Below are 21,184 nucleotides of genomic sequence, written 5' to 3' on the forward strand. Positions count from 1 at the left end.
GGTTCGGGTGGGCCGCACGGCCGTGCACGGCGCTGCGGGGCGCGCCGGTACGGTCGGGTGCATGGATACGCGCTGGCTGCTCGCCCTGATCGTCGTCGTACTGATCGCCCTGGTCGCCTCGGTCGTCGACGGGCGGGCCCGGGGCGGGCGCCGGTCGAACGGCCGGACGCGGCCTCCCGGCCGGCCGGGAAGTGGCCGCGGTCCCGGGCGCCGGACGGAGCGGCCCTCGGACCGGGGGCGTGCGCCGGGGCGGCTGCCGGTGGCGGGCGAGATCTGGTGGGCGTTCGTGCCGTACGAGGACGGGCCGGGCGGCAAGGACCGGCCCTGTCTGGTGCTGTCGGTACGGGGGAAGGCGGCCCTGGTCGCGAAGATCACCAGCAAGCACCACGAGGAGCGGCCCGGTGTGATCGCGCTGCCGCCCGGAACGGTGGGGGACGTGCAGGGCCGGGCGAGTTTCCTGGAGACGGACGAGCTGCGGGATGTGCCGGTGGCGGAATTCCGGCGGCGGGCGGGGGCCGCGGACGCGGCGCTGTGGGACCGGGTGCGGCACTTGGCGCGGTAACCGGCTGAGAAGCGCGGCAACCGGCTGAGAGGCGGGGCAACCGGCTGGGCGCGGTAACCGGCTGAGGGAGTTCCGCTGTCGCACTCCTCGGCCGCCGGGGAAGTCCGGTTCCACTCCCTCCGGCGGCCGGGAACGACTCACGCCCAGAGCTGGCCCTGGAGGGTCTCGATGGCGGCCTCCGTCGTCGGCGCCGTGTAGACCCCGGTCGACAGGTACTTCCAGCCGCCGTCGGCCACGACGAAGACGATGTCCGCCGTCTCCCCCGCCTGTACGGCCTTCTTCCCGACCCCGATCGCGGCGTGCAGTGCCGCGCCCGTCGAGACACCCGCGAAGATGCCTTCCTGCTGGAGGAGTTCACGGGTGCGGGTCACCGCGTCCGCGCTGCCCACCGAGAAGCGGGTGGTGAGCACCGAGGCGTCGTACAGCTCGGGGACGAACCCCTCGTCGAGGTTGCGCAGGCCGTACACCAGGTCGTCGTAGCGCGGTTCGGCGGCGACGATGCGGATGCCGGGCACCTGTTCGCGCAGGAAGCGGCCGACGCCCATCAGGGTGCCGGTGGTGCCCAGGCCCGCGACGAAGTGGGTGACGGAGGGCAGGTCGGCGAGGATCTCCGGGCCGGTGGTCGCGTAGTGCGCGCCCGCGTTGTCCGGGTTTCCGTACTGGTAGAGCATCACCCAGTCCGGGTGCTCGGCGGCAATTTCCTTGGCGACGCGCACGGCGGTGTTGGAACCGCCCGCGGCCGGTGAGGAGATGATCTCCGCTCCCCACATGGTGAGCAGGTCGCGCCGTTCCTGCGAGGTGTTCTCCGGCATGACGCAGACGATGCGGTAGCCCTTGAGCTTGGCCGCCATCGCGAGCGAGATGCCGGTGTTGCCCGAGGTGGGCTCCAGGATGGTGCAGCCGGGTGTCAACCGGCCGTCCTTCTCGGCCTGTTCGACCATGTGGAGCGCGGGGCGGTCCTTGATCGAACCGGTCGGGTTGCGGTCCTCCAGCTTCGCCCAGATCCGGACGTCGTCCGACGGGGAGAGGCGCGGGAGCCGTACGAGCGGGGTGTTGCCCACCGCCGCAAGCGGGGAGTCGTATCGCATCGGGCTCAGACCATGCCGCCGGCCACGGCCGGGAGGATCGTGACGCTGTCGCCGTCGGCCAGCTTGGTGGAGATGCCGTCGAGGAAGCGGACGTCCTCGTCGTTGAGGTAGACGTTCACGAAGCGGCGGAGCTGGTCGCCGTCGACGATGCGCTCGCGGATGCCGTTGTGCCGGGATTCGAGGTCGGCGAACAGGTCGGCGAGGGTGTCACCGCTGCCTTCGACGGCCTTGGCGCCGTCGGTGTAGGTGCGGAGGATGGTGGGGATGCGGACCTCGATGGCCATGGCTGGGCTCCTGTCGGGTGGTGAGGCGGAGGGCGCGGCAGAGCGCGTGTGGTGCCGAAGGATGGTGCGTCGTGCGTACGCGGGGCCGCGGCTCAGACGGCAGCGCGGCGCGGACAGATGGCGCTCGCGAGACGGCACAGGTCGACGTGCAGCCGCGAAACGAGCAGCAGGGCGCTCGGCGTCTTTTCGCTCACGTCAGGGGGAACCATGGGCTCATCGTATCGATTCCCGTCCCGTGAACCCGAGTGTGATCTCGGTATGCGGGATCGATCGGTCCGCCTACTGGACAATCACCGGGAAGCCGTCGGGCGGTCACTGGACGATCTTCACTTCTTCCTCGGTGATGACGCCTTCGAGGATCCGGTAGGAGCGGAACTGGAAGGGTCCCGAGCCGTCGGTGTCGGCGGTGGAGACCAGGACGTAGTGGGCGCCGGGCTCGTTCGCGTAGCTGACGTCGGTGCGCGACGGGTAGGCCTCGGTCGCGGTGTGCGAGTGGTAGACGATGACGGGTTCCTCGTCGCGGTCGTCCAGGTCGCGGTAGAGCTTCAGCAGATCCGCCGAGTCGAACTCGTAGAACGTGGGCGAGCGGGCGGCGTTCAGCATCGGGATGAACCGCTCGGGGCGGTCGGTGCCCGCCGGGCCCGCGACCATGCCGCACGCCTCGTCGGGGTGGTCGGCGCGGGCGTGCGCCACGATCTGGTCGTACAGGGCCTGGGTAAGGGTCAGCATGCTGTTCAGGATAAGCAGCAGGACCAAGGGGGCCGCGTGGAGCGCGTCAGGCAGGGTGGCGGTGGGCGACGGGTGGGCTCCGGCGTACCGGAGTTCGGTACGCCGGAGCCCACATGCTGAGAAGTTGCCGGTGATCAGCGCTTGTTGAAGGCCGCGCCTGCCGGGTTGCGGGACTTCAGCACCAGGTAGGAGAGGCCGAGGATCGCGGCCCAGAGCGGGGCGCAGTACAGCGAGATCCTGGCGTCCTTGTCGATGCCCATCATCACGATGACCAGGCCGATGAAGCCGAGCGCGAACCAGCTGGTCCAGGGGGCGCCGGGGGCCCGGAAGCTGGATTTCGGGAGTTCACCGCGGTCCGACTTCGCGCGGTAGCGGATCTGGCAGACCAGGATCATGATCCAGGCCCACATGCCGGAGATGGTCGCGAAGGACACCACGTAGGTGAACGCGTCGCCGGGCCACTGGTAGTTGATCCAGACGCCGACGAGCATCAGTGCGGCGGAGACCGTGGTGCCGACCAGCGGGGTGCCGCTCTTCGTCAGGGTGGTGAAGGCCTTCGGGCCCTGGCCGTTGAGTGCCAGGTCACGCAGCATCCGGCCGGTGGAGTACATGCCGGAGTTGCAGGAGGAGAGCGCCGCGGTCAGGACGACGAAGTTGACGATGGCGGCGCCGAGGCTCAGGCCCATCTTCTGGAAGGCCGCGACGAAGGGGCTGACGCCGGGCTGGAACGAGGTCCAGGGGACGACCGACAGGATCATGACGAGTGCGCCGATGTAGAAGACGGCGATGCGCCACGGCACGGTGTTGATCGCCTTGGGCAGGACCGTCTTCGGGTTCTTGGACTCCCCCGCGGTGACACCGACCAGTTCGACGGCGAGGAAGGCGAACATCACGATCTGGAGGGTCATCAGGGTGCCCGTGATGCCCTTGGGGAAGAAGCCGCCGAGGTCCCACAGGTGGGTGACGCTCGCGGTGTCACCGGCGTCGGAGAAACCGACGGTGAGGACGCCGGCGCAGATGAGGATCATGCCGATGATCGCGGTGACCTTGACCATCGAGAACCAGAATTCGAGCTCTCCGAAGAGTTTTACGGAGATCAGGTTCACGCCGTAGAGGATCAGTGTGAAGACCAGGGCCGAGAGCCACTGGGGGATGTTCCACCAGAAGGTCATGTAGGTGGCTGCCGCGGTGACTTCGGTAATGCCGGTGACGACCCAGAAGAGCCAGTAGGTCCAGCCGGTGACGTATCCGGCGAAGGGGCCCACGAATTCTCGGGCGTATTCGGAGAAGGAGCCGGAGACCGGGCGGTACATGAGCAGTTCGCCCAGCGCCCGCATGATGAAGAAGATGACCAGGCCGGCTATGGCGTAGGCGAGGATGAGGCTGGGACCGGCCTTCGATATCGCCTTGCCCGCACCGAGGAAGAGGCCGGTTCCGATGGCCCCGCCGATCGCGATCATCTGGATCTGGCGCGCCCCCAGACCCCGCTGGTAGCCCTCGCCCGACGTGACGTCCCCGGTCTCGCTGTCGTCGAATTCCTTGTCGACCTGCACTGAGGTCATGTGTTGCGCCTTTCTCCATGCCGGCCCGGCCGTACGAGGCTCGGAGCGGCTGTGACGATCCTGGAGAGCAGAGCCCGGGAATCCGGCTGGAGTGCTGCCGACGGTCGGTCGGCTTTCAGGCCCTGACGCCCTCGGGAACGAAGGGGTGGCGTCCCGAGTGGTCGTGAAGATTTATCACGGCGACAACAGCGATCTTCCAGCGGAAATGTGACCCACGCCACTGGAAGAACCGGACGAAGAGCACCGGGCGGACCAAAGCATTCCGCCGCGGTGACGTCATCGTTATCCGGATTTGAGCGTCCCCTGAGCGGGGAGAAGAGCGGGGGCGTTACCGAGGAAGCGGGCAGGCATTACGGCATAAGGGTTTCCACGAGCGATTCCTGGAGTGCGCCGAGCCAGAGATACGCCATCACCATCGGCTTGCGCGGATCGTCGTCCGGCAGCCGGTACAACTGCCCGTCCTCGTCCTCGTCGGTGACTTCGAGACGGGTGCCGATGGTCAGCCGCAGGTCGTTGAGCGCGCCGAGCCAGTGGCGCGAGTCCTCGGCGGAGAGCTTGAGCACCACGACGCTCCCGCCCCGCCCCACGGCCGCATCGTCCGCCGGGGCGCCGGCCTCGTCCAGTGCCCGGACGACCGCCAGGGCGTCCTCGCGCTTGCGCGCGCGCAGGTCGTTCTCGGTGAAGCGGCGGAACTCCGAGGAGAAGTCCGGCTCCTTCTCGCCGTACGCGTCCGGGAAGAGGCGGGCCAGCGCCGGGTCGGCGGGCGGCTCGCTCGGCCCCTCGGCGAACAGCTCGGCCAGCGGGTCCTCCCCCTCGACCGGAGCCTGGCCGGGGCCGACCAGCTCCAGGAGCTGCACGACGAGCGAGCGCAGGATGGACATCTCGACCTCGTCGAGCCCGATGGCCGCCCCGCCACCGCTGATCGCCTCGAACGGACCGGCCATCAGTTGCGGTCCTGGGTGAGAGTGGCCCACAGGCCGTACCCATGCATCGCCTGCACGTCGCGTTCCATCTCCTCGCGGCTGCCGCTGGAGACAACGGCACGGCCCTTCTGGTGCACATCGAGCATCAGCTTGTGCGCCTTGTCCTTCGAGTAGCCGAAGTAGGCCTGGAAGACATAGGCGACATAGCTCATCAGGTTGACCGGATCGTTGTGGACGAGAGTCACCCACGGCACGTCCGGTTCGGGAACGGCGAAGGTCTCCTCGGCCGATTCGGGACGTTCGATCTCTACGGGAGCAACACTCACGCCCCCCATGCTGCCACCCCGGGAGTGGCGGCGCACACACCGGTAGCCACATCTCGTCACTCTGACGAAATAGGGGGTAGCATCCTTCGCACGCCCCATCCCCTGGGGAGACTCCCCCGGATTCCCGGCCGAACCAGCCCGGCCGGTCCGGACGAACGTGCGAGGTTGACCGTTGTGAACGTTGCGGACCTTGGCCTGCCGGTGCATGTGCCGTCGACAGCGCTCTTCACGGACCAGTACGAGCTCACGATGCTCCAGGCCGCCCTCAAGGCCGGCAGCGCGGACCGCAGGTCGGTCTTCGAGGTCTTCACCCGGCGGCTGCCCGAGGGGCGGCGCTACGGCGTCGTGGCGGGCACCGGACGGGTCCTGGACGCCGTCGAGAACTTCCGCTTCGACGAGAGCCAGCTGCGCTTCCTGCGCGAGCAGGAAGTCGTCGACGCCCCCACCGCCGAATGGCTCGCCTCCTACCGCTTCAGCGGCGACATCTGGGGCTACCCGGAGGGCGAGGTGTACTTCCCCGGCTCCCCGGTCCTGCGGGTCGAGGGCTCCTTCGCGGAGTGCGTCCTCCTGGAGACCGTGATCCTCTCGATCCTCAACCACGACTCGGCCATCGCCGCCGCGGCCTCGCGGATGAACGCGGCGGCCGGCGGGCGCCCGCTGATCGAGATGGGCGCCCGGCGCACCCACGAGCTGGCGGCCGTCGCCTCGGCCCGCGCGGCGTACATCGGCGGCTTCTCCACCACGTCCGACCTGGCGGCCGGTTTCCGCTACGGGATCCCCACCGTCGGCACCAGCGCGCACGCCTTCACCCTGCTCCACGACGACGAGCGGCAGGCCTTCACCGCCCAGGTCGGCGCCCTCGGCCGGGACACCACCCTGCTGGTCGACACGTACGACGTGACCGAAGCGGTCCGTACGGCGGTCGAGGCGGCGGGGCCCGGACTGGGCGCGGTACGGATCGACTCCGGGGACCTGCTGCTCGTCGCGCACAAGGTCCGCCAGCAGCTCGACTCGCTGGGCGCGACCGACACGAAGATCGTGGTCACCTCCGACCTCGACGAGTACGCCATCGCCTCGCTGGCCGCGGCGCCCGTCGACGCGTACGGGGTCGGCACCCAGCTCGTCACCGGCAGCGGGCACCCCACCTGCTCCATGGTCTACAAACTGGTCGCCCGCGCCACCTCCGCCGACCCCGCCGCACCGCTGGAGCCGGTGGCGAAGAAGTCGATGGGCGCCAAGACGTCGCGGGGCGGGCGCAAGTGGGCCGCGCGCCGGACCGACGCCGACGGGGTCGCCGAGGCCGAGGTGATCGGCACCGGACCGGTGCCCGTGGAACTGGCGGACCGGCAGCTCCTGGTGCGGCTGGTCGAGGACGGCGAGATCATCGAACGCGAGCCGCTGGACACGGTGCGCGAGCGGCACCTCACGGTCCGGGGCACGCTGCCGATGTCGGCGATCCAGCTCTCCCGCGGCGAGCCGGTCATCCCGACCGAGTACGTGTGAGCCGACTCGGCAGGTGTGAACCGAGCGCGTACGTGTGAACCGACCGAGCACAGGTGAACCGACCGCGTACGTGTGAAACCGGCCGAGCGCCCGGGAATCAACCGGGCACGCACGAACCAGCCGAGTACGCATGAACGACTGGTGAGCGGGAATGCAAGGCCAGGCCGGACGGCACTCCGTGCCAGCAGCCCGGCACCCGCACCTCTCACCCGAACCCCTGCGTCCGAACCTGCGAAGGAAGCCCGCCATGCACCGCGCCCTGATCGTCGTCGACGTGCAGAACGACTTCTGCGAAGGCGGCAGCCTCGCAGTCACCGGAGGTGCGGACACCGCTGCCGCGATCACGGACCTGATCGGGCAGTCCTCCGCCTGTTACCGCCACGTGGTGGCCACCCGCGACCACCACGTGAACCCGGGCAACCACTTCTCCCGGAACCCGGACTTCGTCCACTCCTGGCCCGCGCACTGCGTGGCCGGTACGGAGGGGGTGGGCTTCCACCCGAACTTCGCACCGGCGGTGGCGTCCGGCGCGATCGACGCCGTCTTCGACAAGGGCGCCTACGCGGCGGCGTACAGCGGCTTCGAGGGCTTGGACGAGAACGGCGTGTCGCTGGCCGACTGGCTACGGGCCCGCGAGATCACGGCGGTCGACGTGGTCGGTATCGCGACGGACCACTGTGTCCGGGCCACGGCGCTCGACGCGGTGCGGGAGGGGTTCGGGACGCATGTCCTGCTCGACCTCACGGCCGGGGTCGCCGAGGCGACCACCGGCCGTGCGCTGGAGGAGATGCGGGCCGCGGGGGTGGAGCTGACCGGCAGCCCGGTCACCAGCCCGTCCGGCACGTGAGCCCACCGCGTACGCCCCGCGCACCCCGCGCACCCCGTACGCCCTGTGCGCCCAGCGGGCCCCGCTCGTCCCGTACGCCCCGCTGACGACCCCGCGTACCCCGCACGCCCCGCGTCACGACCGCAGCAGCGCCCTGATCGGGTGCCACAGCTCCGCCGTCTCCTGTGGCACCGCGCGCCACAGCAGACCGTCCGGATGGTGCAGCACCGCCGTGATCTCGTCGGGCGTCGGCGGCTGTGTGTTACCGCGCAGATACACCGCGCGCAACCCCAGATTCCGTAGCCGGGTCAGCGCCCGCGCCCGGTTTCCGGCGTGGACGAGTATCCGGACCTGCGTCAGCCTGTCCGGGCTGGGCAGCGTGAGCGCCACCACCACGCTGCCGTTCGGCAGTCTGCTGAATCCGCCACCTGGCATACCGTTCATCTCCCCCGTGAGACGTCGTGTCAATAAGAGCTGTGCAAGACGCACCTAAACACGATCGGCCGCCGCCCGCTAGAGGGCGACGGCCGATCATGCTTTGACCTGCGGAAACGTTGATCAGCGGTGCGAGGGACCAACCTGGAGCGTGATCGTCGAGCCACTCAGCGGCTGCTGGAGGATCGAGATCCGGGTGTTGGTGTCAGTTACCTGCACACTGCCGGTCCCATTCTCCTTGTACCAGTACGTACCCGTGTGGTCGTCGAAGGCCGGTACGCCCAGCTGCGGGGCGATCCGCTTCGCGACGTCCGCGTTGTGCAGCGTGAACCCGTTGGTCGGGTACCAGCTGAACGGTGCGTCGAAGGGCTGGATCTTGTTCCGGATGACCGTGCCGTCCGCCCACTTCAGCGGCTTGGCGTGCGAGTCGACCGGCAGGATCAGGCCCTTGCCCGGGTGGGCGCTGACGTTGTTGTCCGGCTGGGAGGTGTCCCACTGCCAGACCATCAGGCCCTTCTGGTACGGGTAGTACTCGACCCAGTCCGGACGGGTCTTCGAGAAGCCGAAGTTGTACGGACCGGTCTTCAGCGTCTGGTCGTACGACACGTACTGACGGTTCTCGGCGATGTAGTACTGCGGGTAGTCCTTGGAGAACGACTCACCGATGCGCGAGAAGCCCTTCGAGGTCCAACCCGCGTCGTCCGTCTCGGCGTTGTCCGTGAAGAGCGGGGCGCCGTCGGCGTTCACCGAGATCTTGTCGGCCGTGAAGCCCTTGCCGGACACACCGCCGTCGGACGTGTAGCGGAAGCGGAGGTCGATCTTCTTGCCCGCGTAGGCGTCCAGCGGGAACGACAGGCTCTTGTACGCGGCGGACGAACCGGTCAGCGCCGGCTTGTCGCCACCGTCGCGCGGGATCTGCGCGCCGTCGGCCTTGCCGTCGATCGCGGTCCAGTTGGCGCCACCGTCCGTCGACACCTCGGTGTAGAGGAAGTCGTAGTCCTTCTCGATGTCCCACCAGCCCGAAAGGTCCAGCGAGGCAGCGGACTTACCGGTCAGGTCGACCGAGCGGGTCAGCGTGTTGGACAGGTCGTCGCCCATCCCGCTCCACCACTGCTTGGTGCCCTCGGCCGGCTTCACGACCGTGGTGGTGACGGCCTTGTCCGGCAGCGAGACGACCAGCGCCTGCTTGTTCTTGGTGTTGTACTCCGAGACGCCCAGCTTGTGGGTCGACTTCGTCGCGGCCTTCGCCGTGTCGTAGTCGAGCCAGCCCAGCTGGAGCTTGTCCCAGGCGGACATGTCGCCCGGCTTGTTGCCGATGGCGTTGTCGCCGGTGCTCAGCCAGGAGCCCGCCGACATCAGCGACCAGAAACCGACGCCGTTCTCGGCGGTGTTGGTGGTGTCGTACTCGTCGGGCAGGCCCAGGTCGTGGGCGTACTCGTGGGCGAAGACACCGAGGCCGCCGTTCTCGGGCTGCATGGTGTAGTCGCCGACCCAGATGCCGGTGTCACCGACCGGCGTGCCACCCGACTTGTTGTCGGCCGGGCCGGTCTTGCCGGTGTCCGTGCCGTACACGTAGGAGCGGTGTGCCCAGAGGGCGTCCGGGCCCTGCGCGCCGCCGCCCGCGGACTCGTCCTCGCCCGCGTGCACGATCTGGAAGTGGTCGATGTAGCCGTCGGGCTCGTTGAAGTTGCCGTCGCCGTCGTAGTCGTAGCGGTCCCACTGGTCGTAGCTGGCCAGGGTCGTCTTGATCTCGGCGTCGGTCTTGCCCGCGGCCTTCTGCGCGGCCACCCAGGCGTTGACGCCGTCGCGGACCAGGTCACCGGCGTTGGCGCAGATGCTGGAGCCGCAGTAGTTGGAGCCGTAGCGGGCCTCGTTGTTCGGGACGCTGACCCAGTCGGCGACCTCGCCGTCGACGGAGTACCGGCCGGACGAGGTCTTCTCGTAGTACGACTTGAGCGAGTCCTGGCCCTTGCCCGTGCCGAAGTACAGGTTCTGGAAGTGGTCGCGGTTGTAGTCCGCCTGCCACGCCGTGCTGTTGTCCTTCTTGCGGTCGGGCTGGGCTATCTCGTTGTGCGCGGGGCCGGGCGTGCCGCCGTACTTCTTGACCGGGGGCTTCGGCCCGTCGGGGCCGTCCGGGTCGTACATGGTCGTGTCGTCGACCGTGTCGCCGAACTGCACCAGGATCGTGAAGATCTTGTCGGTCTTCTCGCGGCCCAGCTCGACGTACTTCTTGTCGTCGAGGCGCACCACCTTGGAACCGTCGTGCGACTGCGTCTTCTTGTGGCCTGATATGACCTGCTGGAGCGCGGCCTGGCGCTCCTTGTTCTGCTGCTTGCTGAACGGGCTGTCGAGGTTGTGCTTCTGGCCCTTCAGCAGGGTCGCCGGGTCACGGCGGTCGATCTTCTTCGAAGTCGCCGTGCCCGTGGGCGCCTTGGTGTCGGCCTGGGCGGTGGCGTACGTCGAAGCGGTGGCTGTGGTCGCGGCGATGGCCACGAGCACGGCTGCCACCCGGGTTGTCGCCCGTCTCTTGATATTCACCTGGTGCTGTCCTCCCGGAACGCGTCTCAAGTGACGACATTCGATCGGAGGTACGAAAGAAAAGACAGATCTTGACTTGCGCATACCAACTGCACTATGCAGGGCGCTGTTTCCGGTATCCGGACGGCTCACAGCGTCCCCACAGTCCCTCCAAAGTCTCTCCGGAGCGGCTCCGCAACACCGTCACGGAGCGTCAACAGGCGCGTCGGTCTCGCCAGTTGGATGGGGCCGTGACTCCGTGCGCCCCCCATGCACCGGCACCGTGGGTTAGGCCACGCTTACCAGCTGTTCCGCTCGGGCATCCGTCGGATTAGAGTCGCACTCGACTGCGTGATGTCACGCTTTGTCGACCCGACCACCTCAACCGCTGTCCCTAGGACGGATATCGCCATGACGCGTCCGACTGCCGCACAGCTTCCGACCGCCGCACAGCTCTCGTACGGTTCGGCCACTGTCGTCTCCTCCTCCTTCGCGATGCTGCTGCTCTCGCGCACCACGTCGGGCGTCGGAGTCGCGGTCATCGCACTGGCGGCTCTGATCCTCGGTCTGCTCGTCGCGGTCACCGTGCCCATGCCGAAAGCGGCGCGTCTGGCGCGGGCCGAGAGCGCCGAGGCCGAGAACGCTGCGAACGCCGAGAGTGCCGCGAGCGGCGGATCCGGTACGGGCCGGGCCACCGCGCCCGCCGGCGGCACCACCCCGCCGGCCGCGCTGCGGGTGAGCTCGCCGCAGATCGGTGCCGGCCGGGTCGGGGAGCACTCACTGCGGGGGTGAGACCACCACCACGGTCTTCGCGGCCTTGTCGTGCAGCCCCTGCTTGTACGGCTTGTCGAAGAAGCTCCAACCGCCGCAGATCGCGGTCCAGACACAGGCGCAGCAGAACACCGCGGGCAGCCACAGCACACAGGCCCGGACGAACGCGGCCTGAGTGGTGGGCGTGGTGCCGTCGTTGAGATTCGCGGTGCGCAGGCCCAGCAGGCTCTTGCCCAGGGTCCGGCCGTTGCACCTGACCGTCATGAGCACGTCGTAGCCGATGAAGAGCACCGCCGCGAGCACGCTCTGCCAGACCGACCGGCCGTAGTCCGTGTGGTCCGTGTTGTACCGCAGCCCGCCCCAGATCAATGAGATCAGCCAGACGATCACGGCGATGAGCACGATGTCGATGATGCGGGCCAGCACCCGCTTGCCGCTCGGCGCGAGCGGCGCCATCCCGGAGAGCGGGTCGTTGCCGCCGTGGGGGCCACCGCCGCCGTACGCGTTCGGGTCGTAGGGCGGAGGCGTACTCCCGCCGTACGGGTCACCACCGCCCGGCGGGGGGCCGTACGGGCCGCCGCTACCGCCGCTGCTACCGGGACCGTACGGATTGCCGCCACCGCCACCCGGGCCGTACGGATTGCCGCCGCCCGGCGGGGGCGGCGGAGAGCTGTTGTACGGCTGCCCCGGCGACGGCGGCGGGACACCGTCGTACGGCCTCCCCGCGAAGGGGTCGTCCTCGGGCCGTCGGCCGGGCCAGGGCTGGTCGGTGCTCATGGCCCGAGTCGACCGCGCCCGGCCCGGTACCGCATCCGGTCGAGGCCGTACGAGTGACCGGGCACCGGGGCGGACGGACTTCCGTGGTCGGTCTCCGGTGGTCGGACTTCTGTCGTCGGACTTCCGTGGTCGGTCTCAGTCGGCTGCCACGAACGTGCCCGCCGCCTTGTCGTGCAGGCACTGCCGCCAGGGCCGGTCGAACAGGCACCAGAGCACGTCGACGACGCCGACCACCAGCACACCGAGTACGCCGTACAGCAGCCAGCGGATCAGCGCGGGGCGGAAGCCCGGCGCCTCGTACGACTCCATGCCGCGGACCTGGACCCCGCAGAGCTTCTTGCCGAGGGTCCGGCCCCAGCGGGCGGTCGGGACGGCCTCGTACAGCAGCCCCAGGACGAGGAACGCGCCGATGACGGCGCCGAGGCAGCCGGCCGTGGTGCCGTCGATCAGCCAGACCGTGACGGTCGTACCCGAGAGCTTGGCCTCGTCGATCTTGCCGTTGATGTGGTCGGCGGCCTTGGTCAGCAACGGCACGGCGATCACGCCGACGACCGCGCCCAGCACCACGGCGTCGATCAGCCGCGCGGCGAACCGCTTGCCGAGGCCCGCGGGTCGGGCGGCGGCCTGGGCGCGGGCGGCCTGGAGGAAGGGGTCCTCCACGACCGGCTTCCAGGCGGGCAGCCCCTGCTGCTCGGGCTCGGCGGCGGGCCTGGCGAGCTCGTGCACCTGCTGAGGCCAGGGGGGCGGTGCCTGCTGCTGAGGCTGCTGCTGAGGTTGCTGAGCCTGCTGCGGGGGGAACTGTTGCTGTTGCTGCGCGGGGAACGCGGGTTGGGGCTGAGCCTGCCGCTGGACAGGCTGCGGCTGAACGGCCTGCGGCTGGACAGGCTGCGGCGCCTGCTGTTGCGACGGCAGTTGCTGCTGCGGCGCCTGCTGTTGAGCATGCTGCTGCGGTTGCTGCTGCTTGGGGCTTATGGCCCGGATCGACAGGGTTCCGTCGGTCCTGCTCGTACGGCCCGCATCGCCACCGGGGCGCAGCGCACGGAGCGCGACCGTGCCGTCGGGCGGCTCCTGACGGCCCGTGGGAAGTGCGGGCCGGGAGGCCTGCTGCCCGGCGGGCAGTTCGGCACGGCGCGGGTCCGGCACCGGTTCGGCGGGACCGGGCTGCTGGGCGCCGGGCGGGGCCGGGGCCTCCGCCGGGGTACGCGGGTCCGGGCCGCCCCAGGAGACCCGGCGGTCGCGTTCGCCGCCGAAGCCGCCCTGCCGCGAGGCGTCGGCCTGCCAGGCGGACGAGGGTTCCTGACGGCTGTCGTACCCGGGCTCCTCGTCGAAGAAGACCGGACCGGTCTCCTCGACCTGCGGGACGGCGGGTACGCCGGGGGCCCTGCGTACGGCAGGGAGCGGCGCGGAGGGCGAGACGGGCGCGGGCGCCGTGCCGCCGGGCGGCACCGGCATGGCCTGGCCGCTGTCCTCGGGTGCGGGACGGCTCGTGCCGGGCACCCAGGAAGCGCCGTTCCAGTACCGCACGTATCCAGGAATGGATGGGTCCGGGTAGTAGCCGGGCGTGGGGCTGCCGTCGCCGGTTGCCGAGGTTGGGGCGCTCATCACCGTGGTCCCGTATCTCCTTGAGATCCGCAATTGAGCCCGACCGGCCGTCGGACGGCGGTCGGTTTAAAGGCTCCACATCTATCAGACCGCCGCATGGCGTCGGACCGGTCCTGCTGCTTCGACCACTTTCCGGTCATCGGCAAATCATCCTCGAAACCCGCGTAATGAAAGCCGGGCAGGGCGCTCTCACCCTGTACGGCCCGCCGTCGGGCGTACGTACAAGGAGAGGAACGCACGCCATGCATACCGTGGTCGAACGTGAACTGGAGCTCAAGCTGGTGCTGTCGCCGGAGCGCAGCATCCCCGTCCCCGCCCGGCTGAGCTACCGCACCCAGGACCCCTACGCCGTGCACATCAGCTTCCACATCTGTTCCGACACCCCCGTCAACTGGACCTTCGCCCGCGAGCTGATCGTAGAGGGGGTGTTCAGGCCGTGCGGTCACGGTGACGTACGGATCTGGCCGACCAAGGTGGACACGAAGAGCGTCATCTGTCTCGCGCTGACCTCGCCCGACGGCAACGCCCTGCTGGAGGCGCCGACCGCCCAGGTCTCCGCCTGGCTGGAGCGGACCCTGCGGGCGGTGCCGCCCGGTTCGGAGAGTGCGCATCTCGGTCTCGACGACGGTCTGGCCGCGCTGCTCAGTCCGCTGCCGGCGGACGATCTGTGGCTGCGCGACCCGTGGCCGTCGGACGAGTCCGACGACGACGGCCAGTGAGAGCGGCCGGTCGACGGGGTCGGAGTGAGGAGGATCAGAAGAGTTTGCCGGGGTTGAGCAGGCCCAGCGGGTCGAAGGCCTGCTTGACTCCGCGCTGCATCTCCAGTCCCACCGGGCCCAGTTCACGCGCCAGCCACTCCTTCTTGAGTACGCCGACGCCGTGTTCGCCGGTGATCGTGCCGCCCAGCTCCAGGCCGAGGGCCATGATCTCGTCGAAGGACTCCCGCGCCCGGCGGGACTCCTCGGCGTCGTCCTGGTCGAAGCAGACGACGGGGTGCGTGTTGCCGTCGCCCGCGTGCGCGCAGACGCCGATGGTGAGGTCGTGCTTGGCGGCGATGGCTGCGGTGCCTTCGAGCATCGCGCCCAGCTGCGAGCGCGGCACGCACACGTCGTCGATCATCGTGGCGGACTTGACGGTCTCCAGCGCGACGAGCGACAACCGTCTTGCCTGGAGCAGCAGTTCGGACTCGGCGGCGTCCCCGGCGGGCACCACGTCGGTGGCACCGGCCGCCGTGCACAGCGCGCCGACGGCGGCCAGGTCGGCCGCCGGGTCCGGGGTGTCGAAGGCGGCGAGCAGCAGGGCCTCGGTGGTCTCGGGGAGGCCCATCCGGGACATCCGGTTGACGGCCTGGATCGTGGTGCGGTCCATGAGTTCGAGGAGTGAGGGGGTGTGGCCGAGCTCCATGATCCGGCAGACCGCGTCACAGGCCTCGGCCGCCGAGGCGAACTCGGCTGCCAGGGCGAGCTGCTGGGGCGGGGTGGGCTTCAGCGCGAGGACCGCCTTGACGACGATGCCGAGGCTGCCCTCGGAGCCGACGAAGAGCCGGGTCAGGTCGTACCCCGCGACGCCCTTGGCGGTACGGCGGCCGGTACTGAGCAGCCGCCCGTCGGCGAGCACGACCTCCAGGCCGAGTACGTACTCGGCGGTCACTCCGTACTTCACGCAGCACAGGCCGCCCGACGCGGTGCCGATGTTCCCGCCGATGGTGCAGGTCTCCCAGCTGGAGGGGTCCGGCGGGTAGTAGAGCCCCTTTTCGGCGACGGCCCGGGACAGCACGGCGTTGACGACGCCCGGTTCGACGACCGCGATCCGGTCGACGGGGCTGATCTCCAGGATCCGGTCCATCTTCACGAGGGACAGCACGACGCAGCCGTCACTGGCGTTGGCCGCGCCGGAGAGCCCGGTACGCGCGCCCTGCGGGACGACGGGCGTACGGAGGGCGGTCGCGGTCCGCATGATGTGCTGGACCTGCTCGGTGGTGCGCGGCAGCACCACGGCGGCGGGGGCCCCGGCCTCGCAGAATCCGGCCATGTCTCTGGCGTACGAGGCCATGATGTCGGGGTCGGAGATCAGAGCTTCGGGCGGAAGTCCGGCGCGCAGCCGTTCGAGCAGATCGTCCATGATCCCAGCGTGACACCGGGGCGCGGTGGTGGGAAGGGGCGCGCCGCGAGCGCGGACGCCGGGGGCGGTGCGTCGCACTGCGCGGACGCCCCGCCCCTTCGTAGACCTCCCCCACGGTTCAGCGGCGCACCACCCTGACCAGGCGGTGGGCGGGCACGCGCAGCGGGCTCCTGGCGGTGAAGGCGAGGACCACCGCCGCGCCGCCGGTCGGGTAGCGGTCGAGCCGGAGCGAGGTCACCTCGCACCAGAGCCCGCGTACGAGTACCAGGTCACGCGTCCGTACCCGTACGGCACAGAGCTGCTGCTCATCGGCCGTCATGGCGCCCGGCTCCGTCCTGGGCGGCCCCGTCGGTGGCCTCGGGTGCCTGGTCCGCCGCGCGCTCCGTCGCGTACTCCGCCCAGACGATCTTCCCGGGGCCGTTCCGTTTCCCGTACCCCCACCGGTCCGCCAGCGCGGTCACGAGGGCCAGCCCCGCCCGGCAGAGTCAGTGGGCTCGGGCTGCCGCACGACCGGCAGTACGGGCGAGGCGTCGTGCACCTCGATCCGCACCCCGTGCGGCAGCCGGACGAAGCGCGTCTCGATCTCCCGTCCGGGCGATACACGGGCGTGCTGCCCTGCGTTGGTCAACAGCTCGGAGAGCAGGAGCGAGGCGGTATCCGTCACCGTCGCCAACTCCCAACCCGCCAGGGCCGTACGCAGCTCCGCGCGCGCCTACCCGACCTGTCCCGGGTGACGGCTCCACCGCAGAACCACTTCCTCCCTTTTCCGGGTCGCCTCGGTCATCAGCGGACCACCACGCCGTGGATGATGCGCGGCCCGGCGTCGATGCCGTGCGCGGCGAGCCAGAGCACGGTGCGGCGGGCCCGTCGGTGGCGTGTAAGGAGCGTCGACATGCTGTCGCTGGCCCAGCGCAGTCGGGAGCCGGGCTGAGTACAGCGGGCAGGCCTGGCGCGTCCGTCGTACACGGACTTCATCGACTACGAGAAGACCGCCGACTATGTGCGGTCGTTCCAGAACAACCTCATCGCGGGCCTTCTTCAGACCCCCGACTACGCGCGGGCCATCCTCTCCGCGCCACCGTCGACTCTGGACAGCAAGGCGGTTGACGCGCTGGTCATAGCTCGCATGAAGCGCCAGGAGATGTTGCAGACCCCTACGGCTCTTCGAGTCCGCGATATGGCGCAAGAGCAGTTACAGCGGCCAGGGCGGCGACTGTGTAGAGGTCGCCGCCCTCACCACCGGCACCGCCGTCCGCGACAGCAAGAACCCCATGGGACCCGCCCTCCGCTTCGACGACGGAACCTGGGCCGCCTTCCTCGCCGTGACCAAACGGGCGCAGTAGGCCGAAACCGAGGCTGCACGCCCGTACACCTACGCCCGGGACGGAGTTCCGTCAGCGCGACTCGTGGGACAGCAACGTACCGAGCGGGCCCAGGTCCAGGTTGAGGTCCTCGCGGCGCAGTCCGTGCTGCTCGCAGAGTTCCGTCATCCGTTCGTCGAGGAGCATCAGCGTGGTGCCCACGCGCTCTTCCTGGTCCTCGGTCAGCTCCCCGCTGTCGAACCGGCGGATCGCCTGGCGCTCCATCAGCTGCCGGAGCAGTTCCACGACGGTGAGAACCAGCGAAGCCAGATCACGGCCGGCGCTGTGCGGGTCGATGTCCACCCGTGCGTCGCTCACAGGGGCCCTCCGTCGGCCCACGGCGCAGGCACTCGCTCGCTGACGGATGCCAGCAGGGCGTGCAGGGAGAGGCGGATCAGCGGGACCTCCGCAATGGCGATCACCAGGTCGCCGCTGATGACGACGCCCGTACCGAGTACCCGGTCGAGCAGGTCGACCAACGGGACGCCAATGGGTGCCATGGCCTCCGGGCCCTGCCAGGCGACGGGCTTACGGGTGCCCTGCAAGATCTTCTCCATCCGTGAACGAGTAGGGGGCCCAGGGCCCGGACACCTCGATCTCGATGCCGTCGAAGCCAGGAGAGTTACGGAGCCGCCCGATCGTGGTCGCCAACTCAGCTTCCCGCTCCTCCGCGAGCAGGTAGGCAGCGTTCAGGACCTGGGTGCGGTCTCTGCCGGTCGCCTCGGAGCCGTGCGGACGCCGCCGGACCGAGGCGACGGCCAACTCCCCTACTGCGCTGTCGACCTGCTCGGCTGCGGCCAGTGCGCTCTCCCGGTTCACCTCGCGTGACTGCTGACGACTGCGCAGGCGGCTCAGGTAGTCACGGCCAGAACCTCGCGGGGATCCCGGCATGGTCGTCACCGGTGGTACGGGCGCGGCGGACCGGGCCGTCGTCTCGGACTGCGTCACGTAGACCTTGACCCCCCATTCGACCCTTCCGGCGATGCGGTCCAGCGCCACTCGAAACCGTTCGTGGTTCACACCGAGGGCAGCTGCGGCCCGCTCGTCGGTGAGATAGAGCGTGGCCAGCGGGAGCGGCACCGTGGGGCTGACCGCGGCAGCAGCCGTGACGACGGCGTGGTGGGCTCGCGCGCAGCGTTCGAGTTCGGCAACGTCTGCGAGCCGCTCCCGCAGCGCGGTCTCCGAGAAGGCAGCCGCAGGTACGTCCTGGACCACGGCCCACAGCTCGCCGACCGGCAGGAGACGCAGCGGGCCGCCCCCCACGTGTCCGCAGGTGGCGGTGGGTGTCGCGGGGCGGGCCGGACCACAGACAGCGAAGACGTACGTGGCGGCGGAGCTGACATCGGCAGCGGTACCGGGCGGGTGGTGCGCGGTCACACTCATCGGTGGCGCAGTTCCCTTCCGCTGTGAGCTTCCTCGGTGTCATCGCCTTCCAGGGCCTCGATCCGCTCGCGCAGCCGCTTGTTCTCGTCGGACAGCGCATTGTGAGCGGCACGCGACGAAAGAGCTGGATCGGTCTCCCACCAGTCGATTCCCGCCTTCTTCGCTGTTTCGACGGACGAGATGAAGAGTCGTAGGCGAATCGTCAGCAGTTCGATGTCCAACAGGTCGATCTTGATGTCGCCCGCGATCACGATCCCTTTGTCCAGTACGCGTTCCAGAATTTCGGCCAGGTTGGTGGTGGAGGCGTGCGTGGGAGGCGGCGCGCCCCGCGTTTGCATCTCCGTCACGCTGTGCCTCCAGTCATCGGCTTCGTCCGCATGGCCACGCCAGTGCACTTCATACGTGAGTTCCCGGGGATCCGTGGATGTCGCCGAGAGGTCTCAGCGGCTTCCTGTCGAGAAGGTCCAACAGCCGCTCTTCCTCGCGTTCGAACTGCGGCAGGTCGATTTCTCCTTCGTCCAGTGAACGGTTCAGCGCTGCAAGCCGCGCGCGAATCACACCGGGGTCGTACAGTTCGGCCTCCGCCGCGTCGATGAGCCGGTCGGACACCCAGATCACACCGCGCACCGGAGCCAGCGGCAGGAGCAGCACACCGGAAAGCAGCCCCATGTCAGACCCTGGCCGGGGCAGATTCCGAGCCTACGAAGCTGTAACAGGGCAACGGCCCAGTCAGCCGCAGTTCCAGCCGGTCAAGGTGGTCCGCGGCGAATTGCTCGGCGACGGTACGGAATCGCTCTTCGAGGCGGCGGGGAACAAGGAACGACGTATTGAGCACGCAGCCTTCCACTTCCGGTCCCGGTCGCATGTCGTCGGCGATCTCGGCGAATTCGACCGGCAGCCGGGCCGCGGCCACTGCGGCCCGCCGCCGCAGACCGGACGCCACGGCTTCACCGAGCCGGACATTGGCTTCGTAGCCGGGGTGACGGCGCGTTTCCTCGCGGATCCTGCGGACCACCGGGTCCTCGCGGACCAGTGCCTCCAGGTTGTCCTGCACCGGCATGACCTTCACGTTCATCTCGATGCGGGAGTCGAGTCGCTCCAGAACCCCGGAGTGCTCGTTCTCGCGTACCTCGACATCGCGCAGCACCGTAGCTTCGTCGGGTGCGACCACTCCGAAGCGCATGGGCAGCACAGGCCCGGCTTCGGCCAGTGCGAGGAGCAGCCCCTGGTGCGCCAGGAGGTCGCGACGCCGTGCCCGGAGACCGGGGTGGGTCTGGCTGACCACGACCGCCAGTTCCCCGGCCGGCAGCAGCCGGATCTCGGCCGGCGGTTCGCCGACTCCTCTGGCTGTCGGAGGGAGCACGTGCGAGCTGCCCACGATGCCGTACACATAGATGCCTGCTTCGGCCATCGGTCAGTGCTCCTCTTTGTGACGCCGAGCACGACCGCTGTCGGTGCTTCGCGAGCGTGACGACTTGGTTTTGCGCGGCCGTTCCTCTTCCTTGGTTTCGTCGTCGTCATCGCCCATACCGACGGCCTTCTTGACCTTGTCGCCCACGGAATGCGCAGCCTTCTTCGCCCCGGCTTTACCCACGCCCTTGGCCATACCGCCGCCGAAGAGCTCGGGTACCGTCCGGCTGCTCGTGTCGTTTTCCAGATCGAGCCGATTACAGGCTTCGGCGAACCGCAGATAGGTGTCGACACTGGCGACGACGATCCGTGCATCAATCTTCAGAATTTCGATGCCGACCAGCGACACACGCACAAAGATGTCGATGACCATGCCTCGGTCCAGGATGAGTTCCAGGACGTCATAGAGGCTGCCTGCGCGCGGAACGCGGACGACCTCCTCGCTGTATGTGCTCACGGGATGACCGTCTCTCCGGATTGGGGCTGATGCAGGGGCGCTCATGTGTCAGCCTGACCGCGGCGGTAGCGACGGACCCTGCGGTATTGCAGCAGTGAGCCGCCCTCGTCGATGTCCACCTCGTACGTAGCCAGAAGGCTGGTGGTGTCGGGAATGCGCGGGAGTTCCAGCACTTCCACGTCGACATGCCAGCCTTCGTCGTTCCGTGAAACAGCTGAAACACCCTCGGTCCTGTGGGTGATCAGCCTCTTCAGGCTCTGACATGCCCTTTCGGCCGCCTCCTCCGCTCCTTTTACGTGCTGTTTTCCCGCAGCGGGGCGGGGGGAACGGGAGGTCCGGGCACGCTGTTCTGACATGTTCGTCATTCTCTTGGCCGTCCAGCCGCCACGCACGCGGTGTGGACCGAACGACTGGTGACAGCTACCGCGGCACGTCCGCAGAATCCACCCGAATGGCGGCTTACCGAAGGCCGGAGGACATTGGAAGGAGAGATGCGCACCGCCATGCGGTCAGCGCCCACCGAAGCATCCCGGTGCCACTCGCCGAC

Annotated in this window: 29 protein-coding genes and 1 pseudogene; 7 read left to right on the forward strand and 23 right to left on the reverse strand. The window is 69.2% G+C overall.

The window, feature by feature from the left end; translation table 11 throughout:
- Nucleotides 1–61 precede the first annotated feature (61 nt).
- The gene (locus OG709_RS12625) at nucleotides 62–562 is read left to right on the forward strand and encodes a type II toxin-antitoxin system PemK/MazF family toxin (RefSeq protein WP_329166104.1); all 501 of its coding nucleotides are present in this window, start codon (nucleotides 62–64) and stop codon (nucleotides 560–562) included.
- A gap of 137 nt (nucleotides 563–699) precedes the next feature.
- Here the strand turns inward: OG709_RS12625 and OG709_RS12630 are convergent, their stop codons facing one another.
- The 7 genes from OG709_RS12630 to clpS form a co-directional block, all read right to left on the reverse strand.
- Entirely contained in the window at nucleotides 700–1,650 is a 951-nt protein-coding gene (locus OG709_RS12630; RefSeq protein ID WP_250298699.1) for a PLP-dependent cysteine synthase family protein, read from the reverse strand.
- A gap of 5 nt (nucleotides 1,651–1,655) precedes the next feature.
- The gene (locus tag OG709_RS12635) at nucleotides 1,656–1,934 is read right to left on the reverse strand and encodes a MoaD/ThiS family protein (RefSeq protein WP_250298700.1); all 279 of its coding nucleotides are present in this window, start codon (nucleotides 1,932–1,934) and stop codon (nucleotides 1,656–1,658) included.
- A 92-nt stretch (nucleotides 1,935–2,026) separates the two neighbouring features.
- The gene (locus tag OG709_RS12640; protein ID WP_323136632.1) at nucleotides 2,027–2,143 is read right to left on the reverse strand and encodes a putative leader peptide; all 117 of its coding nucleotides are present in this window, start codon (nucleotides 2,141–2,143) and stop codon (nucleotides 2,027–2,029) included.
- 103 nt (nucleotides 2,144–2,246) lie between these two features.
- Nucleotides 2,247–2,663: a Mov34/MPN/PAD-1 family protein gene (locus OG709_RS12645; RefSeq protein ID WP_250298701.1), complete on the reverse strand. Its 417-nt coding sequence runs from the start codon at nucleotides 2,661–2,663 to the stop codon at nucleotides 2,247–2,249.
- Between the two features lie 134 nt (nucleotides 2,664–2,797).
- Nucleotides 2,798–4,225 carry an amino acid permease gene (locus OG709_RS12650; protein WP_266642940.1) on the reverse strand — a complete coding sequence of 476 codons (1,428 nt, stop codon included), beginning with the start codon at nucleotides 4,223–4,225 and terminating at the stop codon, nucleotides 2,798–2,800.
- A 350-nt stretch (nucleotides 4,226–4,575) separates the two neighbouring features.
- The gene (locus tag OG709_RS12655; protein ID WP_250298703.1) at nucleotides 4,576–5,169 is read right to left on the reverse strand and encodes a DUF2017 domain-containing protein; all 594 of its coding nucleotides are present in this window, start codon (nucleotides 5,167–5,169) and stop codon (nucleotides 4,576–4,578) included.
- Nucleotides 5,169–5,483, reverse strand: coding sequence for an ATP-dependent Clp protease adapter ClpS (gene clpS / locus OG709_RS12660; protein WP_266642938.1), 315 nt, complete (start codon nucleotides 5,481–5,483; stop codon nucleotides 5,169–5,171). The genes OG709_RS12655 and clpS overlap by 1 nt, the downstream gene beginning before the upstream one ends.
- A 165-nt stretch (nucleotides 5,484–5,648) precedes the next feature.
- On the opposite strand from clpS, the gene OG709_RS12665 reads away from it, so the two are divergent.
- Together OG709_RS12665 and OG709_RS12670 are read left to right on the forward strand one after the other, a co-directional pair.
- Nucleotides 5,649–6,977, forward strand: coding sequence for a nicotinate phosphoribosyltransferase (locus OG709_RS12665; RefSeq protein ID WP_250298705.1), 1,329 nt, complete (start codon nucleotides 5,649–5,651; stop codon nucleotides 6,975–6,977).
- A 247-nt stretch (nucleotides 6,978–7,224) separates the two neighbouring features.
- Nucleotides 7,225–7,824, forward strand: a complete 600-nt coding sequence (locus tag OG709_RS12670; RefSeq protein ID WP_266642935.1) for an isochorismatase family protein — start codon at nucleotides 7,225–7,227, stop codon at nucleotides 7,822–7,824.
- A 114-nt stretch (nucleotides 7,825–7,938) separates the two neighbouring features.
- On the opposite strand, the gene OG709_RS12675 is transcribed toward OG709_RS12670, so the two are convergent.
- Together OG709_RS12675 and OG709_RS12680 are read right to left on the reverse strand one after the other, a co-directional pair.
- Nucleotides 7,939–8,238, reverse strand: a complete 300-nt coding sequence (locus tag OG709_RS12675) for a hypothetical protein (RefSeq protein ID WP_250298707.1) — start codon at nucleotides 8,236–8,238, stop codon at nucleotides 7,939–7,941.
- 123 nt (nucleotides 8,239–8,361) lie between these two features.
- Nucleotides 8,362–10,776 (reverse strand): immune inhibitor A domain-containing protein, encoded by a 2,415-nt coding sequence (locus tag OG709_RS12680; protein ID WP_250298708.1) that lies wholly within the window; start codon nucleotides 10,774–10,776, stop codon nucleotides 8,362–8,364.
- A 390-nt stretch (nucleotides 10,777–11,166) separates the two neighbouring features.
- On the opposite strand from OG709_RS12680, the gene OG709_RS12685 reads away from it, so the two are divergent.
- Entirely contained in the window at nucleotides 11,167–11,547 is a 381-nt protein-coding gene (locus tag OG709_RS12685; RefSeq protein ID WP_250298709.1) for a hypothetical protein, read from the forward strand.
- On the opposite strand, the gene OG709_RS12690 is transcribed toward OG709_RS12685, so the two are convergent.
- A complete protein-coding gene (locus tag OG709_RS12690) occupies nucleotides 11,533–12,303 on the reverse strand; it encodes an RDD family protein (RefSeq protein WP_250298710.1) in 771 nt (256 codons plus the stop codon). The two genes, OG709_RS12685 and OG709_RS12690, sit on opposite strands and share 15 nt — an antisense overlap.
- Before the next feature lie 135 nt (nucleotides 12,304–12,438).
- A complete protein-coding gene (locus OG709_RS12695; protein WP_329166110.1) occupies nucleotides 12,439–13,905 on the reverse strand; it encodes an RDD family protein in 1,467 nt (488 codons plus the stop codon).
- A gap of 242 nt (nucleotides 13,906–14,147) precedes the next feature.
- On the opposite strand from OG709_RS12695, the gene OG709_RS12700 reads away from it, so the two are divergent.
- On the forward strand, nucleotides 14,148–14,624 hold the full coding sequence (locus OG709_RS12700) for an SsgA family sporulation/cell division regulator (protein ID WP_250298712.1): 477 nt from the start codon (nucleotides 14,148–14,150) through the stop codon (nucleotides 14,622–14,624).
- Between the two features lie 34 nt (nucleotides 14,625–14,658).
- On the opposite strand, the gene OG709_RS12705 is transcribed toward OG709_RS12700, so the two are convergent.
- The 4 genes from OG709_RS12705 to OG709_RS12720 all read right to left on the reverse strand — a co-directional run bounded on the left by OG709_RS12705 (nucleotide 14,659) and on the right by OG709_RS12720 (nucleotide 16,690).
- Nucleotides 14,659–16,026, reverse strand: a complete 1,368-nt coding sequence (locus OG709_RS12705) for an FAD-binding oxidoreductase (protein ID WP_250298713.1) — start codon at nucleotides 16,024–16,026, stop codon at nucleotides 14,659–14,661.
- A gap of 118 nt (nucleotides 16,027–16,144) precedes the next feature.
- The gene (locus OG709_RS12710) at nucleotides 16,145–16,345 is read right to left on the reverse strand and encodes a hypothetical protein (RefSeq protein ID WP_266642930.1); all 201 of its coding nucleotides are present in this window, start codon (nucleotides 16,343–16,345) and stop codon (nucleotides 16,145–16,147) included.
- Entirely contained in the window at nucleotides 16,332–16,487 is a 156-nt protein-coding gene (locus OG709_RS12715) for a hypothetical protein (protein ID WP_308409471.1), read from the reverse strand. The genes OG709_RS12710 and OG709_RS12715 overlap by 14 nt, the downstream gene beginning before the upstream one ends.
- Nucleotides 16,484–16,690: an ATP-binding protein gene (locus OG709_RS12720; RefSeq protein WP_323136631.1), complete on the reverse strand. Its 207-nt coding sequence runs from the start codon at nucleotides 16,688–16,690 to the stop codon at nucleotides 16,484–16,486. Before OG709_RS12720 ends, OG709_RS12715 begins: the two co-directional genes overlap by 4 nt.
- A gap of 336 nt (nucleotides 16,691–17,026) precedes the next feature.
- Here OG709_RS12720 and OG709_RS36060 point away from each other — a divergent pair.
- Together OG709_RS36060 and OG709_RS12725 are read left to right on the forward strand one after the other, a co-directional pair.
- Nucleotides 17,027–17,140 (forward strand): annotated as a pseudogene (locus OG709_RS36060) (Scr1 family TA system antitoxin-like transcriptional regulator); the annotation flags it as partial.
- 61 nt (nucleotides 17,141–17,201) lie between these two features.
- Nucleotides 17,202–17,369 (forward strand): DUF397 domain-containing protein, encoded by a 168-nt coding sequence (locus OG709_RS12725; RefSeq protein ID WP_250298843.1) that lies wholly within the window; start codon nucleotides 17,202–17,204, stop codon nucleotides 17,367–17,369.
- 51 nt (nucleotides 17,370–17,420) lie between these two features.
- On the opposite strand, the gene OG709_RS12730 is transcribed toward OG709_RS12725, so the two are convergent.
- Genes OG709_RS12730 through OG709_RS12765 form a run of 8 tightly spaced genes read right to left on the reverse strand, consistent with a single transcriptional unit; the run spans nucleotide 17,421 to nucleotide 20,993 of the window.
- Nucleotides 17,421–17,705, reverse strand: a complete 285-nt coding sequence (locus tag OG709_RS12730; RefSeq protein WP_250298716.1) for a gas vesicle protein K — start codon at nucleotides 17,703–17,705, stop codon at nucleotides 17,421–17,423.
- Nucleotides 17,702–17,887: a gas vesicle protein gene (locus tag OG709_RS12735; RefSeq protein WP_250298845.1), complete on the reverse strand. Its 186-nt coding sequence runs from the start codon at nucleotides 17,885–17,887 to the stop codon at nucleotides 17,702–17,704. The genes OG709_RS12730 and OG709_RS12735 overlap by 4 nt, the downstream gene beginning before the upstream one ends.
- Before the next feature lie 28 nt (nucleotides 17,888–17,915).
- The gene (locus OG709_RS12740) at nucleotides 17,916–18,770 is read right to left on the reverse strand and encodes a GvpL/GvpF family gas vesicle protein (RefSeq protein ID WP_329166113.1); all 855 of its coding nucleotides are present in this window, start codon (nucleotides 18,768–18,770) and stop codon (nucleotides 17,916–17,918) included.
- Nucleotides 18,767–19,108, reverse strand: coding sequence for a gas vesicle protein (locus tag OG709_RS12745; protein ID WP_266645026.1), 342 nt, complete (start codon nucleotides 19,106–19,108; stop codon nucleotides 18,767–18,769). Before OG709_RS12745 ends, OG709_RS12740 begins: the two co-directional genes overlap by 4 nt.
- A 58-nt stretch (nucleotides 19,109–19,166) precedes the next feature.
- Complete coding sequence (locus tag OG709_RS12750; RefSeq protein WP_250298718.1) at nucleotides 19,167–19,439, reverse strand: gas vesicle protein GvpG; 273 nt, start codon at nucleotides 19,437–19,439, stop codon at nucleotides 19,167–19,169.
- Nucleotide 19,440: 1 nt separating this feature from the next.
- Nucleotides 19,441–20,181: a GvpL/GvpF family gas vesicle protein gene (locus OG709_RS12755; protein ID WP_250298719.1), complete on the reverse strand. Its 741-nt coding sequence runs from the start codon at nucleotides 20,179–20,181 to the stop codon at nucleotides 19,441–19,443.
- 3 nt (nucleotides 20,182–20,184) lie between these two features.
- Nucleotides 20,185–20,682 (reverse strand): gas vesicle protein GvpJ, encoded by a 498-nt coding sequence (gvpJ, locus tag OG709_RS12760; protein ID WP_250298720.1) that lies wholly within the window; start codon nucleotides 20,680–20,682, stop codon nucleotides 20,185–20,187.
- Entirely contained in the window at nucleotides 20,679–20,993 is a 315-nt protein-coding gene (locus OG709_RS12765; RefSeq protein WP_250298721.1) for a gas vesicle protein GvpO, read from the reverse strand. Before OG709_RS12765 ends, gvpJ begins: the two co-directional genes overlap by 4 nt.
- Between the last annotated feature and the right edge of the window lie 191 nt (nucleotides 20,994–21,184).

The organism is Streptomyces sp. NBC_01267, assembly GCF_036241575.1.
GTDB lineage: Bacteria > Actinomycetota > Actinomycetes > Streptomycetales > Streptomycetaceae > Streptomyces.